Annotated in this window: 16 protein-coding genes; 10 read left to right on the top strand and 6 right to left on the bottom strand. The window is 31.1% G+C overall.

The genetic code is table 11. The features are described from left to right. The first annotated feature begins 365 nt into the window (after positions 1–365). The 3 genes from ABD939_RS15605 to ABD939_RS15615 all read left to right on the top strand — a co-directional run bounded on the left by ABD939_RS15605 (position 366) and on the right by ABD939_RS15615 (position 4,038). Positions 366–2,594, top strand: a complete 2,229-nt coding sequence (locus ABD939_RS15605) for a SulP family inorganic anion transporter (protein WP_345170510.1) — start codon at positions 366–368, stop codon at positions 2,592–2,594. Between the two features lie 256 nt (positions 2,595–2,850). Continuing rightward, positions 2,851–3,354 carry a hypothetical protein gene (locus ABD939_RS15610; RefSeq protein ID WP_345170512.1) on the top strand — a complete coding sequence of 168 codons (504 nt, stop codon included), beginning with the start codon at positions 2,851–2,853 and terminating at the stop codon, positions 3,352–3,354. A 147-nt stretch (positions 3,355–3,501) separates the two neighbouring features. Next, positions 3,502–4,038 (top strand): hypothetical protein, encoded by a 537-nt coding sequence (locus ABD939_RS15615; protein ID WP_345170514.1) that lies wholly within the window; start codon positions 3,502–3,504, stop codon positions 4,036–4,038. A 16-nt stretch (positions 4,039–4,054) separates the two neighbouring features. Here ABD939_RS15615 and ABD939_RS15620 read toward each other — a convergent pair whose 3' ends face one another. Next, complete coding sequence (locus tag ABD939_RS15620; protein ID WP_345170516.1) at positions 4,055–5,149, bottom strand: ABC transporter permease; 1,095 nt, start codon at positions 5,147–5,149, stop codon at positions 4,055–4,057. Between the two features lie 12 nt (positions 5,150–5,161). After that, positions 5,162–7,303 (bottom strand): carboxy terminal-processing peptidase, encoded by a 2,142-nt coding sequence (locus tag ABD939_RS15625; RefSeq protein WP_345170518.1) that lies wholly within the window; start codon positions 7,301–7,303, stop codon positions 5,162–5,164. A gap of 176 nt (positions 7,304–7,479) precedes the next feature. On the opposite strand from ABD939_RS15625, the gene surE reads away from it, so the two are divergent. The 5 genes from surE to ABD939_RS15650 are packed head-to-tail and all read left to right on the top strand — an operon-like array spanning position 7,480 to position 12,281. Continuing rightward, a complete protein-coding gene (gene surE / locus ABD939_RS15630; RefSeq protein ID WP_345170520.1) occupies positions 7,480–8,256 on the top strand; it encodes a 5'/3'-nucleotidase SurE in 777 nt (258 codons plus the stop codon). After that, positions 8,249–8,533 (top strand): hypothetical protein, encoded by a 285-nt coding sequence (locus tag ABD939_RS15635; protein ID WP_345170522.1) that lies wholly within the window; start codon positions 8,249–8,251, stop codon positions 8,531–8,533. The genes surE and ABD939_RS15635 overlap by 8 nt, the downstream gene beginning before the upstream one ends. 3 nt (positions 8,534–8,536) lie before the next feature. Then, positions 8,537–9,649 (top strand): lipid-A-disaccharide synthase, encoded by a 1,113-nt coding sequence (lpxB, locus tag ABD939_RS15640; protein WP_345170525.1) that lies wholly within the window; start codon positions 8,537–8,539, stop codon positions 9,647–9,649. 8 nt (positions 9,650–9,657) lie between these two features. Beyond that, a complete protein-coding gene (locus ABD939_RS15645; protein ID WP_345170527.1) occupies positions 9,658–10,218 on the top strand; it encodes a C40 family peptidase in 561 nt (186 codons plus the stop codon). 23 nt (positions 10,219–10,241) lie between these two features. Further along, positions 10,242–12,281 carry a ComEC/Rec2 family competence protein gene (locus ABD939_RS15650; protein ID WP_345170529.1) on the top strand — a complete coding sequence of 680 codons (2,040 nt, stop codon included), beginning with the start codon at positions 10,242–10,244 and terminating at the stop codon, positions 12,279–12,281. A 6-nt stretch (positions 12,282–12,287) separates the two neighbouring features. Here the strand turns inward: ABD939_RS15650 and ABD939_RS15655 are convergent, their stop codons facing one another. From ABD939_RS15655 to ABD939_RS15670, 4 genes are all read right to left on the bottom strand, one after another. Beyond that, positions 12,288–12,836, bottom strand: a complete 549-nt coding sequence (locus tag ABD939_RS15655) for a thioredoxin family protein (protein ID WP_345170531.1) — start codon at positions 12,834–12,836, stop codon at positions 12,288–12,290. A gap of 77 nt (positions 12,837–12,913) precedes the next feature. After that, positions 12,914–14,689: a peptide MFS transporter gene (locus tag ABD939_RS15660; protein ID WP_345170533.1), complete on the bottom strand. Its 1,776-nt coding sequence runs from the start codon at positions 14,687–14,689 to the stop codon at positions 12,914–12,916. A gap of 11 nt (positions 14,690–14,700) precedes the next feature. Further along, positions 14,701–16,257 carry a peptide MFS transporter gene (locus tag ABD939_RS15665; RefSeq protein WP_345170535.1) on the bottom strand — a complete coding sequence of 519 codons (1,557 nt, stop codon included), beginning with the start codon at positions 16,255–16,257 and terminating at the stop codon, positions 14,701–14,703. 23 nt (positions 16,258–16,280) lie between these two features. Beyond that, the gene (locus ABD939_RS15670; protein ID WP_345170537.1) at positions 16,281–18,509 is read right to left on the bottom strand and encodes a S9 family peptidase; all 2,229 of its coding nucleotides are present in this window, start codon (positions 18,507–18,509) and stop codon (positions 16,281–16,283) included. Between the two features lie 152 nt (positions 18,510–18,661). Here ABD939_RS15670 and ABD939_RS15675 point away from each other — a divergent pair, with 152 nt between their 5' ends. Beyond that, positions 18,662–19,978 (top strand): hydroxymethylglutaryl-CoA reductase, degradative, encoded by a 1,317-nt coding sequence (locus ABD939_RS15675; protein ID WP_345170539.1) that lies wholly within the window; start codon positions 18,662–18,664, stop codon positions 19,976–19,978. After that, complete coding sequence (locus ABD939_RS15680; protein WP_345170541.1) at positions 19,979–20,884, top strand: GYDIA family GHMP kinase; 906 nt, start codon at positions 19,979–19,981, stop codon at positions 20,882–20,884. Positions 20,885–20,888 lie beyond the last annotated feature (4 nt).

The following is a 20,888-nucleotide window of genomic DNA, read 5'->3' on the forward strand; positions in this document are numbered from 1 at the left end:
TCTTTGGTTCTTTATGATTATATATGAAATTTAGTGAATTGCTAAGTTAAGATGTATAACCCCAATTACGTCGGATTCGTCTAGGTGCGAATCCACTCGGAATTGCTAAAGTCAGTGCTAAACCGAAAAACATTAACTTTAAATCCGTAACAGATGTTTATACGAGACCAATAAATGCCATTAACAAATAAAATCAATACATTTAGTTTTAATAAGACTTTATGTTAATAATCATCGATTTAAATTCAAATTTCTCAAAAATAAAGCTAGGTTATATATCGCATCATTTAAGAATTTTGAAAAGATTTATTGACATGTTGTATATTCAAAATCCAAACATTTTATAAACACAGATAGTTAAATACATGGAAATTACACCAAAAAAAGGCTTCAAAGGTTTAATTGAAAATTGGCAAAGTGATTTAATTGCTGCGGTGAGTGTATCACTTATTGCTCTACCACTTTCATTAGGTATTGCTTTGGCAGCAGGTGCACCCGCAATGTCGGGTATCATCTCAGCAATTGTTGGCGGTGTTGTAACAACCCTTTATAGAGGTGGTCATATATCGGTCAACGGACCTGCCAAAGGAGTTATAGCTGTCATACTTTTGGGTATTGTATTGATGGATGATGGTTCTGGACAAGCATTTAATTATGTATTGGCAGCAGTGGTCGTTTCTGGTGCAATTCAAGTATTATTGGGATTATTGAAATTGGGTCGATTAGCCGATATATTCCATTCTTCCGTAATTCACGGTATTTTGGCAGCCATCGGAATTATCATCTTCGCTAAACAAATTCATGTTGCCTTAGGCACGCATTCAGATAGTTCGAGTATTATACAAAACCTTATTGATGCGGTTCTATACCTACCTCAAGCAAATCCTTTTGTGGTGATTATTGCTTTGGTAGGCTTACTTTTATTATTATTTCATTCAAAAATCAGCAATCGATTTTTCCATATTTTACCTACGCCAATGTGGGTCGTCGCCCTTTCCATTCCCTTTGTTTATTTTTTCAATTTCTTTGACCAACATACGCTTTCATTCTTTGGAAAGGTATACGAGGTAGGACCTAATCTGCTGTTGGATATTCCAGATAATATTATGGATTCAATAATGCATCCAAATTTTAATAAAATAAATACCATTGAATTCTGGACAACCGTAGTATCTATTTTAATCATAACTAGTATTGAATCATTAGCGATTGCAAAAGCAGTTGATAAAATTGACCCTTACAAACGAAAGACGGATTTAAATAAAGATTTGACTGGTATTGGATTGAGTACTATGGTAGCTGGCCTAATTGGAGGTTTGCCAATTATTGCTGTGATTATTAGGAGTACAGTCAATATTCATAATGGTGCGAAGACAAAGTGGTCTAACATGTATCAAGGACTTTTATTGTTAGTTTTTATTATGGTTTTGAGCCCAATAATGAGGCAAGTACCACTATGTGCTTTTGCAATTTTACTTGTTTATACTGGATTTAAATTAGCTTCTCCAGCCGTTTTTAAACAAATTTATAATCAAGGAATCGAGCAATTAATATTTTTTGTTGGCACCATGGTTTTAACGCTATACACCAATTTATTAATTGGTTTACTCGGTGGATTACTATTAGCACTGGTTATTCACATGTTATTGGCAAGGGTATCTATCTCTCGATTTTTTAAAATGGTTTATAAGTCTCGTACAAAATTGATGGAGCGACCAGATGGTAGTTTCGATTTAAAGATTAGAGGTATTGCTAATTTTTTAGGTATCATAAAAGTCGATAAACTAGTGGCTCAAATTCCTTCTGGAGCAGATGTCAATATTGATTTATCAGAAACCAGGTTGGTAGGCATTACCTACATGGACTATTTGGTGGAATACCTAAACATACAAAGGGCTACAGGCGGTAAGGTCTTTATATCAGGATTGGATTCTCATGTTTCATCCTCTGCCTATAATAGGGCTTTAAAAATTAACATTATTGGTTCTGGGGTTAAACTATCGCAAAGGCAAAAGCGATTACGAAATTTAGCAACTGAGAAAAATTATCAATATTTAAGTCAAGTTGATTGGAACACAGATTATTTAAAGAAGTTCCACTTTTTTGAAATTAGACCTATTGAACGCAAATACAATTGTCTCAAAGGAACATTTAAAGAGTTGAATGTGTCATGGGAAATAGCAGATGTAACCTTCAATGAAGGACAAGCATTTACAGCTGAGACGTTTAATACGACACTAATGGTCTTGAAATTGAATAAAAAAATTCCCGTTTTTACCATGGAAAAAGAAGCCGTATTAGAAAAAATATTTGACCGAGTGATGGCATTTACTGGCTACAAGGACATTGATTTTGATATGTATCCTGATTTTTCTAAAAAATTCTTGCTTATGGGGAATAATGAATCTGAGATTAGGGCATTTTTTACAGATGAAATCATTCGCTTTTTTGAAAGTCATCAGATTTATCATATCGAAAGTAATGGTGAGGCACTTGTCATTTTTGATAAAATCAAATTGGCGAGGACAGATGAAACCATTGCATTTATTGATTATGGTAAAGAATTAGCCAAACTCATAGAAATAATAGATTAGGATATAGAAATAGAATAAAAATTAAAAACAAGAAGAACACTATTCAGAAATTATTGAAAAAGGATTTGGTGTAAGCTAAATAAAATATGGTTTGTACTGAAACCCAGACACTCTTCCCTCCTTTTTTGCTAATTTAGTTCTCAACACAACGAAATTATACTCGAACACGTTGTGCTTAATTTGAGAAATTGAAGTAATTGGAAAAAATTACTACAAGTAAATTAATTTTTAACTTTAGAACTAAAAAAGGATAAATATGAAAGAAATACTTGAAGAATATGCCTTGGTTGCTGAAATCATATCTGCTATTGCTGTCATTATTTCATTGATTTTTGTAGGATTACAAATTAGGAATAATACAAAAGCAACACGAGCCTCAACTTTCCATGAAATTGCTGCCTTAGATATTAATATACTCCTAAGTTTAGGTTCTTCTAAAGAATCATCAAGAATAATTTCAACCTTCCGAGGAAATCCAGATTCCTTGACGGAAGAAGAACATAATCATGGTTTTCACTTATTTGCTGCTGAAATACGGCACGTTGAAAATCTGTTTTTACAGAATGAAAACAAAATGTTAAGTAAAAAAAATTGGGAATCTAGAAAATCTTTAGTTCATGGCATGATACTATCTCCCGGTTTTGGAGCCTTGTTAAGTAGTCCGAATAAACAATTTTTTGACGGCTCATTTATTGAATACGCAGAAAATCTAAGAAAAAGACACTTAAAAAAGAGTGATGATTTAGAAAATAAAGACTAACTACAACAACGCGTATAATTAATTGCTTGTTTTCTCTTAATTAAGAAAGTCCTCTCGGATTTTATATTCGGTTTGTATTTGCTAAATTAATTGATAAAACACCTAACTAATCTTATACTATACAAAACCGTTAGCATACATTTAAGAATGAAGAACACCTTAGCTATTTTCCTGCTTTCTATTTTAGCTTTTAGTTGCTCAAAAAATGATTTTGAAAACACCAATCTCTACTTGGATTTTGATAAAGAAACCTATCAATCTAATGACAACTTTGAATTGACCATAAAAGTTTACCCAACAGAGGCAGAAAAAACTATTCGATTTTATAAAGACCTAAATAATATTAATATTTCATTTTCACCAAAAGCAGAAGAATTTGAATTTCATCAAGAATTAAAAAAACGATTCATTGAAGGTCCACCTTTATTTGGAGACGACAGCGAATACATTGATGAATATACCATTTCAAAGGAAAAACCTTTTAAAAAAATATTTTTGGGAACCATATCTGAATCGGTAAACGAAATTGTGTTTGAAATACCTGAATTGAACATAAAGAACAAAATAGATAAAAACTTTATACTTAAAAATCAAATTATTTTAATAAAAGGAAATTGTAGAACTATTTATGGAGGAAAGAACAAACATTTTATGTCAAAGGAAATAAAAGTAGAATTGGAATAAAAACTTATTTTTAAATTTAATTCTTCACGTCCAAAGCATCACGTAAGGCATTTCCAATAAGCATAAATGCCATAACTAAACTCATAATACAAAGCCCCGGTATAATGGCTAAATAAGGTTTTCCTAGAATAATATAGTTATAATGGTCTTTAATCATTGCACCCCAACTCGCCATGGGCGGTTGCGCCCCAATACCTAAAAAACTAAGCCCGCTTTCTATTAATATAGCGGCTGCAAAATTAGCTGCCGAAATTACAATTACTGGTGCCATAATATTTGGTAAAATATGTTTAGTAATAATTCTTAGGTCTTTATAACCTAAAGCTCTTGCAGCAGTAACGTATTGCATTTCTTTGGTGCTTATTATTTGTCCGCGAACAACTCTTGCTACCTCAACCCACATGGTTAGACCTACAGCAATAAATACTTGCCAAAAACCTTTACCCAAAGCTAAAGTTATTGCGATAACTAGTAATAAAGTTGGAATAGACCAAGTAACATTTATAATCCACATAATTATAGCATCTACTTTTCCTCCAAAATAGCCTGCAACACTTCCCATAAAAACACCTATTATTAAAGAAATAAAGACTGCTACAAAACCAATAAAAAAAGAAATTCTTGCCCCTACTAAAACTCTACTTAGTAAATCGCGTCCGTACTTATCTGTGCCAAATAAAAAGTGTTTTTCTGTAATATAATTGGCAGCATTCTTTTCTAGAAATGTGTTTAATGATATTTCTTTCTTTACACCTTCTAAGCCATCTGAAGCATATTCAGTGTAAATTAGAGCATCATTCTTTATAAAATAATTAGAAATAGGTACTTCAGTATCCGTATTTTTCTTTCCAAAAAAGAGTTTATCAATTACTGTTTGCTTTACTTCTAATTGAGATGGTATTGTTAGTATAGTTATTTTAAAACCAGGTTGTTTGGAATGAATAGACAAATGCATTTGATTAGCATATTGTGAGTTGTCTGGCGCAAAAACGTATGCAAACACTGAAACCAACCCAACAAAAACAATAAACCAAAAACTAAAAACGCCCCAAAAGTTCTTTTTAAACTTTTGGAGCGCTAATTGTTTTAGTGAGTTTGATTTATGACTCATATAAAAATTGATCTATTTTTTTACTGTAGATGCAACCTTTTTTATAGGATACGATGTTTTTAAATCTTCTAATACATTTAAAGCCTCTTCAACATAAACGTCTTGACTTAAACTTTTATGCCAACGTTCTCTTTTTTCTTTTAAATCTGTAGTATCAGAATTGAACAATGCTTTTTCGTAAGCATGAGATTCAAAAGTTAAATTCGATTTATAGTTTGAAATTGCTTCAAAGCGTTTTGCTTCCATTTCATTTAAATCTATTTTAGCCTTATACTTTTCATAGTTTAATGGAAAAACAGTATCATCAATTTTACTTTTCACCCATTTTGCATTTTCTTCAATAAGCTTTAATTGCTCATTATTACTCATACGTTCTTTACTTTTTGCAATTGTAGAATTGTAATCGAAATAGTTTTCCCAAAGTGTATAATCAGCTGCATCAATTTCATCATACGGTAATGGGTTGTCTTTATCTTTCTCTCCAACATCAATAAAACTAAATCTACCTGGAACTTTAACATCACTTTTCACCCCTTCTAACTGAACTGAACCACCATTAATTCTATAATACTTTTGAGTTGTTAATGCTAGCGCACCTAAATCTCCACTAGTGCTATTTCTCAACATATTATTTAAGTCTATCACATTTTGAACAGTACCTTTACCATAGGTTTGTTTACTACCAATAATTACAGCTCTTTTATAATCTTGCATTGCTGCTGCCATAATTTCTGATGCAGAAGCAGATATTTCATTAACTAAAATAACCAAAGGACCATCCCACGTTATACTTTTATCTCTATCTTTTAAAACTTCTTTTGTTTCGCCAGTTGATCGAACTTGAACAACAGGTCCTTCTTTTATAAATAACCCAGCCATTTCTACAACAGCAGGTAAAGAACCTCCTCCATTGTTACGTAAATCCAGAACCAAACCTTCCATTCCTTCGGCTTTCAAACGTTCAATTTCTTTTTTTACATCTTTGGCTGCATTTATATTTCTGTAATCTTTAAAATCTACGTAAAAGGCTGGTAAATTAATAACACCATATTTCTTAGCATTTTTTTCAACTACGGATGCTTTGGCATAGGTTTCTACTAATTCAACAATATCTCTTGTTATCGTAATGTCTTTAATGGTACCGTCTACTTTCTTGATAGTTAAAGTCACTTTAGTGCCTTTTGGGCCTTTTATATATTTTATGGCATCGTTTATACGCATACCTACAATATCTACAGGAAACTCTTCATCCTCTTGTTTCACTTTCAATATAACATCTTCAACTTCAAGCTCTTTACTTCTCCAAGCCGGACCTCCAGAAATAAGCTCTACTATTTTTATGTAATCCATTCTTTTTTGAAGCCTTGCACCAATACCTTCTAACTTACCAGACATTCTTGTATCAAATTCTTCTTTTCCTTTTGGAGCTAGGTAATATGTATGCGGATCAAATTCTTCAACTATTGTATTTACATAAATTGCAAACCAGTCTTCTCGAGTTTGGTCATCTATATAATCTTCAAAATAAATATTTAATGATTTTTCGGTGGCTTGTCTTGCTTCTTTATCTATTTCCTCAGGAGTCTTCATTACGTAAGACGGGTCCTTTTCTTTAGCAAGCTGCTCTTGAGTAAATATATCATCATAGTTTGAAATGGTAGAAAACTTAAGTTGTTGTCTCCATCTTTCTTGCATTTCTCTTTTGTTCTTTACAAAAGGCTTATTTTCATGGTCGGTATCAAATTCCTCATCAATAGTATAGTCGAAAGGCTGAGACAAAACTTCTTTGTAAATCACTTTCGCTTCTTCAAAACGCTTCATCATTCTCTCATTTACAACATTAAAAAAAGTAATATCAGAAACCTTTAATTGATCGTCAATACTTAACTTAAATTTCTCGAAATCCTTATAATCAGATTCGTAAAAATAACGCTTAACTGGATCTATAATTTCAACATAATCTTTAAATAATTCGGCCGAAAAATCATCATCTAAATCTATAGGATCAAAATGCCCTTGCTCTAAAACAAATGTTATAACTTGAACTAACAATTTATCTTTATCAGGGTTGGTAAAAGTGGTTTTTGACGTAAAGCTACACGAAGCAAATGCTAGTAATAGCAAAAGTGATAAAATCTTATAATTCTTTTTCATAATTTTTCTCATCATTTAAATTTTCATAGCTCTTTATAAGCTCAACATTATTTCTACTAAAATAAAGAAAAAACTATGCCAATAATGGCATTTGCTACTAATTTTTTGTTAAACCAAAGAATTTAGACGTTTACAGAGTAAATTATGTATTTTAGCGATGCTATTAGAAGATAAATATGTCGAAAAAACCGCTTATTCTCGTAACAAATGATGATGGTATAAATGCACCTGGTATAAGAACACTAATACAGGTTATGAAAACCATTGGTGATATTATTGTTGTAGCCCCTGATAGCCCGCAAAGTGGTATGGGACACGCCATTACTTTAGACTCTACACTGTATGCTGAGGAAGTGAATATTAATTCTGAATCTCATAAAGAGTACAGTTGCTCTGGTACACCAGCCGATTGTGTAAAACTTGCCATTAGAGAACTTTTACCACGAAAACCAGATTTATGTGTTTCTGGTATTAATCATGGCTCTAACTCGTCCATAAATGTTATTTATTCTGGCACAATGAGTGCAGCTATTGAAGCTGGAATTGAGGGTATCCCCGCTATTGGTTTCTCGCTTTTAGATTACTCATGGAATGCTAATTTTGAAGCCTCAAAATCTTTTGTAAAAACTATTACCAAAAACGTTTTAAAAGAAGGTATCCCAAATGGTGTTGTGCTTAATGTAAACATTCCAAATGTATCAGAAAAAGACATCAAAGGGATTAAAATTTGCCGACAAGCGAAAGCCAATTGGGTCGAAGAATTTGATAAAAGAAAAACTCCTCAAGGTAAAGATTACTATTGGCTAACAGGAAAATTTGTTAATTTAGATGGCGGTGAAGACACCGATGAATGGGCTCTTGAAAACAACCATGTTTCAATAGTTCCTGTACAATTTGATATTACTGCTCATCACTTTATTAAAACCTTAAATACATGGAAATTAAATGATTAAAAAAGATATTTTTATAGGTATGTTTGTCGGACTTATCGCCAATGCCATCGGCCTATTTATAACCGCAAATTTACTTGGAAAAGGCGATGATTTTGTAACCGTTATAAAAGCAGCTGCGAACGAAGGGTTTTTAGGAAAACTAATAAGTTTAGGTGCTATATTAAACCTGGCAGCTTTCTTTATTTTTATTAAAAAGAAACAAGATTACCGAGCCAGAGGTGTTTTATTAATAACTGTTTTTATAGCTGTTTTTACATTTGTATTTAAACTATTTTAATAGATGAAATACTATATTCTTGCAGGAGAAGCATCAGGTGATTTACATGGTTCAAATTTAATAAAAGCATTAATTAAAGAAGATATTGATGCTGATATTAGATGTTGGGGAGGCGATTTGATGCAAGCTGCTGGAGGTAATTTAGTAACCCACTACAAGGAAAGAGCTTTTATGGGTTTTGCAGAAGTTATTTTAAACCTTAATAAAATTTTTAAATTTATTTTGCATTGCAAAACTGATATTAAAGAATTTAATCCTGATGTAGTTGTTTTTATAGATAATTCTGGCTTTAACTTACGTATAGCAAAGTGGGCAAAACAACAAGGTTTTAAAACACATTATTACATTTCTCCGCAAGTATGGGCTTCAAGAGCAAGCCGAGTAAAAGCCATAAAACGGGATATTGATGCCATGTATGTTATTCTGCCTTTTGTAGAGGCGTTTTATAAAAAACATGACTATAACGTTAATTTTGTTGGGCATCCATTAATTGATGCCATTGCAAACAGAAAACAAGTAAACCCAAACAAATTTAGAGATGAGCATAAATTAAATGATATGCCTATCATAGCTTTATTACCAGGAAGCAGAAAACAAGAAATTAAAAAAATGCTTTCTGTTATGCTTAGTTTGGTTAAAGATTTTCCTAATTATCAATTTGTAATAGCTGGAGCACCAAGTCAAGATTTTAGTTTTTACCAAACCTTCATTAAATCTACTCAAATAAATTTTATTTCAAACAAAACATACGATTTATTAAGTGTTTCTCATGCAGCTTTGGTTACGTCTGGAACGGCAACTCTAGAAACCGCTTTGTTTAAAGTACCACAAGTGGTTTGTTATAAAGGCAGTGCTATTTCTTATCAAATTGCAAAACGCATAATAACGCTTAAATTTATTTCGTTAGTTAATTTAGTAATGGATAGAGAAGTTGTTACTGAATTGATACAAAATGATTTCAATAAAAAAAGACTTAAAAAAGAGCTAGAACGTATTTTAAATCCAGAGATTCGCGAAAAACTTTTTGTTGATTACTACGAATTAGAAAAGGCACTAGGAGGAAAAGGCGCAAGTAAAAAAACGGCTAGTTTAATTTATAATGCCATTAAGTCTTAAAATTTAGTATGCAAAAACTCATAGTTATACTTATTTTATTTTTAAGTTTTAGCAGTTGTAAATCTTCAAAACGTGCTAAAAACAAAAGACAAAAGACCACAAAAATAATTACCAAAAAGTCTAATGTTATTGAGGAAGAAACTTCTATATCTAATAACAAAACCATTCCAAGCAAAAAAATTATTACCAAACCTGAAAGTATTATTAAATATGCAAAACAATTTGAAGGCGTAAGATATAAATGGGGTGGCACTTCAAAATCTGGAATGGATTGCTCTGGTTTAATATTTGAATCTTTTAGAGAGCATGATATTATTTTACCAAGAATATCTAGAGACATGGCGAAAAAAGGCAAAAAAGTAATACTTAAAAATGTGGTAAAAGGAGATTTGCTTTTTTTTAAAACTGGTAATAGAAGAAACGCTATTAATCATGTTGGTTTAATTGTTGATATTCGAGATAATAATATAGAATTTATTCATGCTACTAGTGGAAAAGGTGTTATTACATCTTGGTTAAATGAAGCATATTGGCTTAAAGCTTTTTATGAAGCGCGGAGAATTTTATAAGATATTCTTTATCTTAACACGCCATGCGATTACTAAACTTTACAATAATTAAATTAACATCATGCCTAATTGTTGGTATTGTTATAGGGTATTTATTAAATACTCCTCTAAACATTATATTAATACTAAACGGGGTTTTTCTAACTGCATTATTTATTAGTTTTATTGTAGCCAAAAAACAATTTATTAAAACCATATGGTTTGGTGTTTTAACGTATTGTTTAATGGTATCAATTGGTATTTTAACAACACACTTTCACAATCAAATAAGGTTTTCAAACCATTATACTAAGTATTTATCTATAGATTCAGATTCAACAAAAACCATCACTTTTAGAATAAGAGAAGTTTTAAAACCAGGCAATTATTATGACAAATATGTTATTGATATTCTTGAAGTTGACAACATAAAATCTAAAGGAAAATCACTTTTGAATATTGAAAAAGATTCTACAAAATCTGCCTTAAAAGTTGATGCTGTTTTTATAACTAAAACTGATTTTAAAGATTTAATTCATCCTTTAAATCCACATCAATTTGACTACAAAAAATATCTAGAAAAGAAATACATATATCATCAGCTATTTATATCAAATGAAACCTTGTTAAAAATTAAATCAGATACTCATACCTTATTTGGTATTGCTAACAAAATAAGAGATTACATAAATTTTAAACTAAAACCTTACAATTTTAAATCCAACGAACTTGCTATTATTAATGCGCTTTTACTAGGGCAACGACAAGATATTAGCGAGGAAGTTTACACCAGTTATACCAATGCTGGAGCTATTCATATTTTAGCAGTTTCGGGTTTACACGTTGGTATTATTCTTTTAATACTAAGTTTTGTTTTAAAACCTTTAGAACGCTTAACACATGGAAAAGTTTTAAAAATAATTTTATTGGTACTTTTTCTATGGAGTTTTGCATTAATCGCAGGTTTATCGGCATCTGTTACTCGAGCAGTTACTATGTTTAGCATTGTGGCTATTGGTTTAAATTTAAAAAGACCTACAAATATTTTCAATACACTGGCAATTTCTATGTTTGTTATTTTACTTTTTAAACCGCTCTTTTTATTTGATGTAGGTTTTCAATTAAGTTACTTGGCTGTTTTTGCTATTGTTATCATAGACCCTTTATTGTATAAATATTGGAAACCAAAAAACTATATTCTAGATAAATTTTGGCATACGTTTACAATAACTGTATCTGCGCAATTTGGTATTATTCCTGTAAGCCTATATTATTTTCATCAATTTCCTAGCTTATTTTTTGTTTCAAATTTGGTCATTATTCCTTTTTTAGGAATTATTTTAGGTTTCGGAATTTTAATTATTCTTCTGGCCATATTAAATATATTACCACAATTCGTTGCTGAACTATATGGAATTATTATTAGTTATATGAATAATTTTGTGGGTTGGATATCTAAACAAGAATCCTTTTTATTTAAAGATATTTCATTTGGCTTACTATATGTAATTACATCTTATTTTCTAATTATTACAGGCATCAAACTCTTCAAAAAAAGGAATTATTCAAATTTAAAATGGTTTTTAGCCTCTATTATTTTTTTTCAATTAGCTATTATTTTCAACAATTACTCTAAACCTAAAAATGAAGTTGTCATCTTCCATAAAAGTAGATATAGTTTAATAGGAAACACAACTAAAAACAAGACGATAGTTTCGCACAATTTTGATAGCATTACCGAATCTAAAAATAATATTATTAGAGATTATGTTGTTGGAAATCATATTAAAAAAACTGAAAAAGACAATCTGAAATCTATTTATTTATTGAATAACAAAACACTTTTAGTCATTGATAGTTTAGCAACCTATAACATAAAAACGTTTACACCAGATTATGTTTTACTAAGACAATCTCCAAAAATAAATTTAAATAGAGTTATAGATTCTATAAAACCAAAATACATTATTGCTGACGGAAGCAACTATAAATCCTACATAGAAGGATGGGAGGCAATATGTGAAAAAAGAAAGCTCCCTTTTCACCAAACTAGTAAAAAGGGAGCCTTTATTATTAAATACTAATATAATTTATCCTTTAAATTCTGCTTTAAAAGCTTTAGCATAAACTGTGAATTCTTCTTGAGAACTAATTTTTTTATGCTCGTCTTTTTTAAACATTTTTAAATATAACTCTAATTGTGGAGGTGTTTGATAACCTCTAATTGGCGCAATTAATTCTGCTTTTTCATCCATAAATACAATAGTTGGATATGCTTGCACTTGGAAATAGCGTGATAATTCATGAGGTGAATTACGCCTGTTTTTTAGCTCTGGATTGTAGTTTGGATTTGAGTATATTTTTCCTTTGTAAGTAACTTTATCATTCCCTTCTGCATTAAACTTAACAGCGTAGTAATTCTCATTTACATATTTAGCTACATCTGTATTTTGAAATGTATTTCTATCAAGCATTTTACATGGGCCACACCAATTAGTGTAAACATCCATCATAATCTTTTTAGGGTTCTTCTTTTGAAGTTCTATAGCTTCGTCTAATGATACCCAATTAATTTCTTGAGCTACTGAATTTAAGCTAATAAAACCAATAGCTATTAATAAATATATTGTCTTTTTCATAATCACATTAGTTACAAAAGTTGTTCCGAACTTACAAAAAATGCTTTAAATAACTAGAATTGTAAGTTTTTTTTCGATTAACGGACACCGTGCATGAGTTTTTTCAATAGCGGATGCAACAATAGTGAGACAACACCCAACCCTATTGGAATTAACGTAAAAATTAAAAAGAAATAAGACAAACCATGTTCGCTAGTAATTTTCTCAATATCACCTCCTACATAATGTGCTAACTTATTACCTATGGCAATTGCTAAATAATAAACACCAAACATGAAAGCAATCATACGTCCAGGAACTAATTTACTTAGATAAGACAGCCCCATTGGACTTAAACACATTTCTCCTAGAGTATGAAACAAATAAGCAAATACTAACCAAGCCATACTTAAACTTGCAGTTTGAGCACCAAGCGGCACATCTTTGGCTCCAAATGCTAAGAAACCAAATCCAATTCCTAAAAGCGCTAGCCCTAAAAAATACTTTACTGATGCTGGAGGATTATATTTACTATCCCACCATTTAGTAAATAATGGAGCAAACATGATAATGAAAAGTGAATTCAAAATTGCAAACCAAGTAATAGGCACTTCAGTTTCAGTTGATTGGAATTCGATATACAATTTATATAATACAATAGCCCAAACAATAACAAAACTAAAACCAAGAATTATGTTTGATAGCCCAATTCTATTAAATGTCTTCCTAAACAAACTTATTAATACATAAGTAATTACAAAGAGTGGAACTACTGTAACAATTAAATCGACTATTTTAAACGTAGTTGCTGCTCCGCCCTCTAATATTCTATTGGTATAATCTCTTGTATATATTGGCAAAGACCCTGCGGCTTGCTCAAATGCAGCCCAGAAAAATATTGTAAATAAGCAAAATATCGAAAAGGCTATCATTCTATCCCTTTCTATTGGAACATATCTTGGGATTCTAAGAATCAAAAGCAAAATAAAGGTAACAGCTGCTAACAAAGCAAAGAACAAAGAATCTGTCATCCCCACAACAGTAAAATTGAATGTATAAATATTTCCAATTTTACTTAAAGGATCATTAATTATAAAAATAAGTGCAGAAACAATAAAGACTCCTATGAGAATATAATCAATAGTTAGAAATCTATTCAACTTAATACCACTATTAGAAATTTCTTTAATATTATTGGTCAAGTCGTCTATTAAATCAACATCTTCATTTTTTGGTTTATCTCCTATATTTCCAAAAAGTGATTGAGCATAATAAAACTGGAACATTCCTAACAACATAAATATACCTGCAAGACCAAAACCATAACTCCAACCTATTTTTTCTCCTACCCAACCACAAAGCATTATTCCGATGAATGCACCTGCATTAACGCCCATGTAGAAAATATTATAAGCACCATCCTTTTTTTCATCATGTCCTTCATACATTTTAGATATAATGGAAGTCATGTTTGGTTTAAAAAAACCATTTCCAACAATTAGAAATGCAATCCCAATATATAAGAATGTTGGCGTTTCAACCGCCATTGACGCATGCCCTAAAGTCATTAACAAAGCACCAATAACAACTGCCATTCTATAGCCAATTTTATTATCTGCTAGCCAACCACCAACTAAAGGTGTAAGATAAACGAGCATAGCGTAGGTTCCTAAAAGAGACAAAGCAGCTTCTGATGTCCATTCCCATCCAGGATTATCTCCGATAAGTGCTCCTGTTAAAAATATTACTAAAATAGCTCGCATACCATAATATGAGAAGCGTTCCCACATCTCGGTAAAAAATAAAACAAATAGTCCTGATGGATGCCCTAAAACTTTGTCTTTAAAAAAATGGTCGGTTGTTTTTTCTGCCATAATTATATTTTTTAGTTATCTGCTAGTTCAAATCCTTCAGCTTCTTCATTCTTTAAAACACGCTCACTTTCTTCAACGCCATGTGTTAAACGCTTTAGTGGTTTTAAAATAGCTATAAATAACAAACCAATAACTACTGTAAAAACAACTATTCCAGAAAAGATGGTAAGCTCTCCATATTCACTAGCTGATTCTCCTACAATACCCGCTACTTTGTTTCCTAAACCTGTAGCTGCAAAATACACACCCATCATTAAGGAAGCATATTTTACCGGAGCCAATTTTGTTATAAAGGATAATGCCACAGGAGAAATACAAAGCTCTCCAATAGTATGAAATAAATATGCTAATACTAACCAAATCATACTTGATGTACCAGATTTGTCAAACTCCATAGCTGCAAAAACCATAAATAAAAAGCCAAAACCCATTATTATAATCCCTAATGCCATTTTAAATAATGACGATGCTTCTTTTCCTTTAAGTTTTCGTTTAGCCCAAATACTAGCAACAATTGTAGCAAAAATAATTATAAATCCAGCATTTAAACTTTGAAACATTACCGTTGGAATTTCCCATCCAAAAAGCATTCTATCTGTTTTAGTGTCTGTATACAAATTCATTAATCCACCTGCTTGTTCAAAGGCTCCCCAAAATATAATTACCATAATGAAGGACAGTAACAATACCAAAAATCGGTCTTTAAATACTTGTGAATCCAATTCTTTGTAAATCATAATTAATAATGCAGCAATTGCCGTTAAGAATAAAAACAAAAGTCCAAAGCCCCACTCCAATGCATACCAACCATAAATAGAGGCTATAAATAAAATACCAACTATTGTTAATTGTTTAGGAGAGCTAAACAGTTTTGAGTATAATGATCCGTAAGACACCTCATTCTCGTCATTTTTACTTGGAATAAAGTTACCAACTTCAATTAAATATTTTTGACCAGCTAAATAATTAATTAAACCTAAAACCATAACTATACCAGCAAGACCAAATCCTGCATGCCATCCCCATTCGGCAACAACACCTCCAACAATCATAGTAGCTAGCAAAGACCCTAAATTAATACCAATATAAAATATACTAAAACCTTTATCTCTTCTTATATCACCTTCTTTGTAAAGCCCACCAACCATTGTAGAAATATTAGGTTTTAACAAACCTACTCCTAGAATTACTAACCCCAAGCCAGTATAAAATGCCCATATATCTGTTAAAACTAAAACACCGTGACCAATACACAATACAATTGCTCCTAATAAAACGGCTTTTTTCTGACCAATAAGTTTATCTGCTATCATACCGCCTGGTATAGACATTACATAAACCAACATAGTATACCAACCATAAAGCGCCAATGCCTCTTTACTAGTCCAACCCAGACCAGCACCTCTGGCATCATCGCCAAGCGTAGACGTAGTCATATACAAAACTAATAATGCTCGCATTCCATAATAAGAAAAACGCTCCCACATTTCTGTTAGAAACAAAATGTATAATCCAATTGGTTGTCCAAAAAGTTCTTTTTGATGTGGTTTTATTACTGAAGTTGACATATATAAAATTTTTGGTTAGTTTTTTATCCTTTAATCTTAACTTGATTAACCTTAGTTTTTCTTTCTTTTAGAATTTTATCACCTAGGTTTTCATCAATAAAATTGGTCATTTTTTTATATAAATGAAGTCTTGTATTTCCACCATATATTCCATGATTTTTATCTGGATATATCACCCAATCAAATTGCTTATCGGCTTGAATCAAAGCCTCAGCTAAACGCATGGTATTTTGCAAATGCACGTTATCATCAGCAGAGCCGTGTACTAAAAGAAAATCACCTTTTAACTTATCTACATGGTTTATTGGTGAGTTTTCATCATAACCACTTGGGTTTTCCTGAGGTGTTGTCATATAACGCTCGGTATAAATAGTATCATAAAAACGCCAGCTTGTTACTGGTGCAACGGCAATAGCCATTTTAAACACATCATTTCCTTTAAATAAACAATTACTACTCATAAAACCACCATAACTCCATCCCCAAATTCCAATTCTACTGGCATCAATAAAAGGTAATTTTCCTAATTCTTTTGCAGCACTTATTTGGTCTTCAACTTCGTACTTACCTAATTCTTTTTGTGTTACTTTTTTAAAATCTGCTCCTTTAAAACCAGTTCCTCTTCCATCAACACAAGCTACAATATAACCTTTTTGAGCTAGATATTGATACCAATAATCATTAGCACTATTCCATTTATTTGCCACTTGCTGAGATCCTGGTCCTGAATATTGATACATTAAAAGTGGATATTGTTTAGAAGTATCAAAATCTGCAGGCTTTATCATCCACATATTCAGGTTATTCCCATTTATTTGAATTGTACTAAACTCTTTTTCTGATGTTTTATATTCTGATAAGTTTCGAGAGAGTACATCATTATCCTTTATACTCTTGATTAGATTTCCTGAATTTGAGTTGTTTAACGAATACTCTGGAGGTGTTTTGGCGCTAGAAAATGTATTTATAAAATATGAAAAATTTGCACTAAACGACGCATTATTAGTCCCATTGTTTTTAGTCAGTCTTGTCTTATTTCGTCCATTTAATTTAATAGAATAAACATCTCTATTTATAGAACCGTTTTCAACAGATTGATAAAAAATCTTGTTATTCTTTTCATCATAACCATAATAATTAGTGACATCCCAGTTTCCTTTGGTAACCTGATTTATTAGTTTTCCTGCCTCTGAATAATGATAAATATGATTATAACCATCTTTTTCACTAGTCCAAATAAAACTATTGTCTTTTAAAAAGGTTAAATTATCTGTAACATCAATGTAAGCTTTATCCGTTTCTGCTAAAACTAAATTTGTTGTATTTGTTTTGGTATTAATCATCCATAAATCTAGCTCGTTTTGATGTCTATTTGTGTACTGAGCACTTAAAATATTTCCATCATTTGTCCATTCAATTCTTGGAATATAAAAGTCGCTATAACTTTTATTTACTTCAACCTGGTTTTTGGAATTAGAGGTTAAATCGTAAACATGAAGTGAAACAACAGCATTAGCTTCACCAGCTTTTGGGTATTTAAATACTTGCTGTGTTTGGTAAAGTCCGTTTCCATAAACATCCATTGAAAATTCTGGAACATTGGTTTCATCAAAACGTATAAAAGCTATTTTATTACTATCTGCATTCCAATCGAAAGCTCTAACAAAAGCAAACTCTTCTTCGTAAACCCAATCAGTAATACCATTTATAATTTTATTTTTTTTACCATCAAAAGTAATTTGCGTTACTTTATTATTCTCTAAATTTTTAACATATAGGTTATTATTATATCCATAAGCTACTTGTTTACCGTCAGGAGAAAACGTTGGCTCTTGTATTTTATAGTTTGCAACACTTTGAATAGAGTTCTCTTGAATATTAAATACTACATATTTCCCTAATGTTGAACGTCTAAAAATAGATTCTTCTTCAAAAGCCAATAAAATTTTATTTTCATCTTTACTAAAGGCGTAGTTCGAAAAGTAACCCATATCAATATCTGATGAATTGACTAAGGTCTTAACTTTTTTAAGCGTTTTATAATCGTAAATATCTATAGATGTTGATCTTGAATTTCTATCAAAATTTAAAACGGAGTACTGCTTTCCATTAGCCATGGAATGCAATACATCCATTCCTTGAGTTCTAAAGGAGCCATTCCAAATTTCTTCAAGTGTTATTTCTTTGGTTTGAGCAAATGAAAATGCAGTGATTAAAAAGCAAATGTAAAAGGAGAATTTTAGGTGTTTCATTAAAAAAAATATTTATTTCGTAAAATGATGTCAAGTTTACTAAAAATTATGTAAAAAACCGCCAATATTAACAGTTAAATAACCAACAGAAATCAAGATATTCAATATTCATACCAAGTGTAGTATCTTTGCATCTAGTAAATAAATTTTTTATGAGTAAAACAGTTGCAGGTTTTTCAAAACTATCAAAATCTGAAAAGATTGATTGGATAGTAAATACCTATTTTTCAAGCCCTAATAATGCTAAACACATCCTAAAACAATATTGGAATAACGATGAAAAATTACAGCAGCTTCATGACGAATTTATTGAGAACACAATAACCAATTACTATTTACCGCTTGGAGTTGCTCCTAATTTTTTAATTAATGAGAAGCTCTACACTATTCCAATGGCTATAGAAGAAAGTTCTGTAGTTGCGGCTGCCAGTAAAGCCGCTAAATTTTGGTTAGATAGAGGAGGATTTAAAACCACTGTAGTTTCTACAACAAAAATTGGTCAAGTTCATTTTATGTTCCATGGTAATTTCGATACATTAAAAAACTATTTCAATACTATAAAACCAAAACTTGTAAATGAAGCAAAACCCATTACCAAAAATATGGAATTGCGTGGTGGTGGTATCTTAGATATTGAATTGCGAAATAAAACAGAAGAAATAGAAGGTTATTACCAATTACATGCATCATTCGAAACATTGGATGCTATGGGTGCCAATTTTATAAATTCTTGTTTAGAGCAGTTTGCCAAAACTTTTAAAGATGAAGCCTTAACTTTTAATGGTTTCTCTGAAAAAGAAAAAAACATAGAAATTGTAATGAGCATATTGTCTAACTATGTTCCCAATTGTTTGGTTCGAGCTGAAGTAAGCTGTCATGTCGATGCATTAAGTCAACAAAATGGTGTCTCTAGTGAAGCTTATGCAAAGAAATTTGTACAGGCGGTTAATATTGCTGAAGTTGAACCTTATCGAGCAGTAACACACAATAAAGGTATTATGAATGGTATTGATGCTGTTATTTTAGCTACTGGAAACGATTTTAGAGCCGTTGAAGCTGGAGTTCATGCCTACGCCTCGAAAAATGGAAAATACAGTAGTTTATCTCATGCTAAAATTGAAAATGGCATCTTTACCTTTTGGCTAAAAATACCATTAGCTTTGGGAACCGTTGGTGGACTTACAGGCTTACATCCTTTAGTTAAATTGGCTTTAGAATTACTTGATAAACCATCAGCAAAAGAACTTATGCAAATTGTTGCCGTTGCTGGTTTAGCTCAGAATTTTGCAGCTCTTAATTCGTTAACAACAACCGGTATTCAACAAGGGCATATGAAAATGCATTTAATGAATATTCTCAATCAATTTGAAGCTAATGACAATGAAAAAGCTAAACTTACAGAATATTTTAAAACGCATACTGTAACACATAGTGCAGTGGTTGAATCTCTGGCAAAATTAAGACAATAGGTGAAATCTTATAGAAGCCACGGTAAATTGTTATTAACTGGAGAATATGTTGTTCTTGATGGTGCAGTGGCATTAGCTGTACCTACTAAATACGGACAAACATTTGAAGTTGAACCTATAAATGAACCAAAAATTATTTGGGAAAGTTTAGATGAAAAAGGAACGGTTTGGTTTGAAAATGAAATCTCTTTAAATCAAATTAATCGAAACTTCAGTTCAACTCATGATATTCTAAATAGGTTAATTCAAATTTTAAATACAGTAAAAGAGTTAAGTCCAAATTTCTTAAAAACAGAACAAGGTTTCCGAGTTGTTACCAAATTAGAATTCCCTAAAAATTGGGGACTTGGTTCATCGTCAACTTTAATCAATAACATTTCGCAATGGGCAAATATTAACGCCTATAAACTATTAGAAGACACGTTTGGGGGCAGCGGATACGACATTGCTTGTGCTCAAAATGATAACGCCATTACTTATCAATTACAAAAAAAAGAACCCATTGTAAAACCTGTTAACTTCAATCCTTCATTTAAAGAACATTTATACTTTATTCATTTAAATAAAAAACAAAATAGTAGAGAAGGCATAAAACATTATAAAGCTAATAAGGGACATTTGGCAACTGAAATAACGGAGATTAATGAAATAACCTCAAAGATGATTACCTGTAACAATCTATCTGATTTTGAAAAACTACTAATAGAACACGAACATATAATCGGCAGAATTACTAAAGAAAAACCTGTAAAAGAATTATTATTTAGTGATTTTAATGGTAGCGTAAAAAGTCTCGGTGCTTGGGGTGGCGACTTTGTTCTTGTTGCCTCAAAAGAAAATCCTAAAAATTATTTTAAGCAAAAAGGTTTTGCAACTATAATTGATTATGAGGATATGGTTTTATAATAGC

This window comes from Algibacter aquimarinus (genome assembly GCF_039543265.1).
Taxonomy (GTDB): Bacteria; Bacteroidota; Bacteroidia; order Flavobacteriales; family Flavobacteriaceae; genus Algibacter_B; species Algibacter_B aquimarinus.

Bases quoted from the DNA above. Each gene is read 5' to 3' on its own strand.
- ABD939_RS15635 (WP_345170522.1), top strand. From the start codon at position 8,249: ATGATTAAAAAAGATATTTTTATAGGTATGTTTGTCGGACTTATCGCC.
- ABD939_RS15625 (WP_345170518.1), bottom strand. From the start codon at position 7,303: ATGAAAAAGAATTATAAGATTTTATCACTTTTGCTATTACTAGCATTT.
- ABD939_RS15615 (WP_345170514.1), top strand. From the start codon at position 3,502: ATGAAGAACACCTTAGCTATTTTCCTGCTTTCTATTTTAGCTTTTAGT.
- ABD939_RS15610 (WP_345170512.1), top strand. From the start codon at position 2,851: ATGAAAGAAATACTTGAAGAATATGCCTTGGTTGCTGAAATCATATCT.
- ABD939_RS15670 (WP_345170537.1), bottom strand. From the start codon at position 18,509: ATGAAACACCTAAAATTCTCCTTTTACATTTGCTTTTTAATCACTGCA.
- ABD939_RS15660 (WP_345170533.1), bottom strand. From the start codon at position 14,689: ATGGCAGAAAAAACAACCGACCATTTTTTTAAAGACAAAGTTTTAGGG.
- lpxB (WP_345170525.1), top strand. From the start codon at position 8,537: ATGAAATACTATATTCTTGCAGGAGAAGCATCAGGTGATTTACATGGT.
- ABD939_RS15650 (WP_345170529.1), top strand. From the start codon at position 10,242: ATGCGATTACTAAACTTTACAATAATTAAATTAACATCATGCCTAATT.
- ABD939_RS15645 (WP_345170527.1), top strand. From the start codon at position 9,658: ATGCAAAAACTCATAGTTATACTTATTTTATTTTTAAGTTTTAGCAGT.
- ABD939_RS15655 (WP_345170531.1), bottom strand. From the start codon at position 12,836: ATGAAAAAGACAATATATTTATTAATAGCTATTGGTTTTATTAGCTTA.
- surE (WP_345170520.1), top strand. From the start codon at position 7,480: ATGTCGAAAAAACCGCTTATTCTCGTAACAAATGATGATGGTATAAAT.
- ABD939_RS15665 (WP_345170535.1), bottom strand. From the start codon at position 16,257: ATGTCAACTTCAGTAATAAAACCACATCAAAAAGAACTTTTTGGACAA.
- ABD939_RS15675 (WP_345170539.1), top strand. From the start codon at position 18,662: ATGAGTAAAACAGTTGCAGGTTTTTCAAAACTATCAAAATCTGAAAAG.
- ABD939_RS15605 (WP_345170510.1), top strand. From the start codon at position 366: ATGGAAATTACACCAAAAAAAGGCTTCAAAGGTTTAATTGAAAATTGG.
- ABD939_RS15620 (WP_345170516.1), bottom strand. From the start codon at position 5,149: ATGAGTCATAAATCAAACTCACTAAAACAATTAGCGCTCCAAAAGTTT.